Origin of the sequence: Moorena sp. SIO4A1, assembly GCF_010672065.1 — a bacterium.
GTDB lineage: Bacteria > Cyanobacteriota > Cyanobacteriia > Cyanobacteriales > Coleofasciculaceae > Moorena.
The window spans coordinates 1-2,295 of the sequence record NZ_JAAHHX010000314.1 but is presented as its reverse complement, the minus strand read 5'-3'; the positions used below and the strand labels follow the sequence as shown (position 1 = coordinate 2,295).

2 protein-coding genes are annotated in these 2,295 nt (G+C 45.4%); both read left to right on the top strand.

Annotated features, from left to right (window positions below):
• Positions 1-521 precede the first annotated feature (521 nt).
• On the top strand, positions 522-1,259 hold the full coding sequence (locus tag F6K53_RS46255; protein WP_330359433.1) for a reverse transcriptase N-terminal domain-containing protein: 738 nt from the start codon (positions 522-524) through the stop codon (positions 1,257-1,259).
• A 43-nt stretch (positions 1,260-1,302) separates the two neighbouring features.
• On the top strand, positions 1,303-2,052 hold the full coding sequence (locus F6K53_RS46250; RefSeq protein ID WP_366511409.1) for a group II intron maturase-specific domain-containing protein: 750 nt from the start codon (positions 1,303-1,305) through the stop codon (positions 2,050-2,052).
• Positions 2,053-2,295 lie beyond the last annotated feature (243 nt).

Sequence of the window (2,295 nt, the reverse complement as noted above, 5' to 3'; positions counted from 1 at the left end):
CACACCGAGTAGGCGGCAACCTACAGAGTGAAGCTGGCAACAGGGCGGAATCAGAGGTGAAACAGATTATCCACACTGCCGCTAATGAGGAGATGACATGGGTAAAATAAGTCCTAAAAAAGTGTCTCATAAAGAAAACACAATCTGAATAAAATCGTGTGTATTTCATCCTTTTATTCTCACGACATTATCCACCGGATAGTCGTAAACTCCGAGGAAAGGATAGGCAAAGTGGTTAGAAGTTACCGCAAGAATAGTGGAGCCTTTATAGTTAGTCGGCTATGGGTAAAAGGGTTAAAAATTTTGTAGTAAGGCTCCACTATTCTAAGGTTTCATCTCCGGACTACCCTAAATCATCAAAACAATCTGGGAAACGGAACGAGTAAAAACGATGGCAAAACACATGGGTCTGAAGAACGGTCGTAACTTCGGTAAGCTATGCCAAGCCTAATCCCCACCATCGGGTAAGATGTCCTCAAAACTGGGGACGGGTATTCAGAATACACAAACCAATGGAGAGTATGGGTAGACACAGAGGAAAATCTAGTGACCTATGGAAAGGACAAAAGTGGAAAATACTCCGCCGGAACCTTTTCCGCCTACAGCGGCGCGTGTATAAAGCGGTTCAAGCTGGCGACTTGAGGAAAGCTCGGTCTCTGCAAAAACTGATTCTGAAATCTCGTTCAGCACAGCTATTGGCCATCCGTCAAGTAACACAGCTCAATCAGGGCAAAAAAACCGCCGGTATAGACGGTAAAACTGCACTGAATTACAAAGAAAGATTAGAAGTTCTTGAAACCATGAGGCAAAACGCCCTCGACTGGCATCATTCCGGTCTCCGAGAAATCCCAATTCCCAAAAAGAATGGGAAAGTAAGGATGCTCAAGATACCAACAATCGCAGACAGAGCATGGCAATGTCTAACAAAATTCGCCCTCGAACCTGCACACGAAGCCACGTTCCACGCCCGTAGCTACGGGTTCAGAACCGGCAGAAGTGCCCATGATGCCCAAAAGTATGTGTTCGATAACCTCAAATCACACTCAAACGGCATCAAGAAAAGAGTAATCGAACTAGACATCAAAAAGTGTTTCGACCGCATCTCCCATAAATCCATAATGGATAGGTTAATTGCACCAGCAAGTTTGAAGACTGGGATATTCCGATGCCTCAAAGCAGGAGTTGACCTGGAATTTCCTGAGCAAGGAACCCCACAGGGAGGAGTAGTCAGTCCACAAAAGCGCCAATATTGCACTTGATGGAATAGAAGATTTACACCCTAGCGTCCGGTACGCGGACGACATGATTATCTTCCTAAAACCAAAAGATAATGCTGAAAAAGTTCTGACGAAAATCAAGACATTTCTGGCAGAGCGCGGGATGGAAATCAGCGAAGATAAGACCAAGATAACCAAAACGACAGACGGATTCGATTTTCTAGGATGGCACATGCGTGTCAAACTAAACGGAAAGTTTCACTGTACTCCCTCAGCGGAGAACCACAAAGCTATTCGTAGGAAGATTAAGACCGTAGTTAACAGCTCGAATTATGGTGCAAAAATCAAGGCTAAGAAACTAGCCCCCATCATACGTGGCTGGAGGAATTACCACAAATATTGCGACATGAGCAGTTCTCGCGACAGTTTATGGTTCATGAATCACACCGCAAACCGGAAATTCCGCAAAGAAAAGAAGGTTAACCGGTGTCAGGCCGACGAACTATGTAAGAAAGGCTTCCCCGCAGTAGGGTATGAACAGAACAAACACGTAATGGTGAAAGGGACTAAGTCCCCTTATGACGGAGACTTAGTCTATTGGAGCAAGAGAAATACCACTCTTTATTCCGATGCTACCGCAGAAGCTTTGAAGAAACAAAACCATTCCTGTGGATATTGCGGAATGAAATTCATTGATGAAGAAAGAGTACATCTCCACCACATTGATGGAAATCACAACAACTGGAAGAGGAACAACCTCATGGCTGTTCACCTAAGCTGTCACCAATACATTCACGGGGGCAAGTCGTTCGCGAAGCGTCGCCTTTGGCCGTAGGCCACGCTGCGCGAACGGCGATAAGACTAGGATATCTAGGAGCCGTATGAGGGGAAACCTTCACGTACGGTATGACAGGAGAGGTGCCCCGGGTAATACCGGGCATCGACTCTAATCAGTTTTCCCGCTAGTAGCTAATTACCAATTACCGATTTTTCTCTAATAGACATTCTGCAGCTTCTAGCATATCTGCAGCAATATCTCTGAGGTCTTGCCGATTCTCTAGATATGTCGATAACGCAT

Excerpts from the sequence above, each read along its gene's own strand:
- F6K53_RS46250 (WP_366511409.1), top strand. The coding sequence starts at position 1,303 with ATGATTATCTTCCTAAAACCAAAAGATAATGCTGAAAAAGTTCTGACG.
- F6K53_RS46255 (WP_330359433.1), top strand. The coding sequence starts at position 522 with ATGGGTAGACACAGAGGAAAATCTAGTGACCTATGGAAAGGACAAAAG.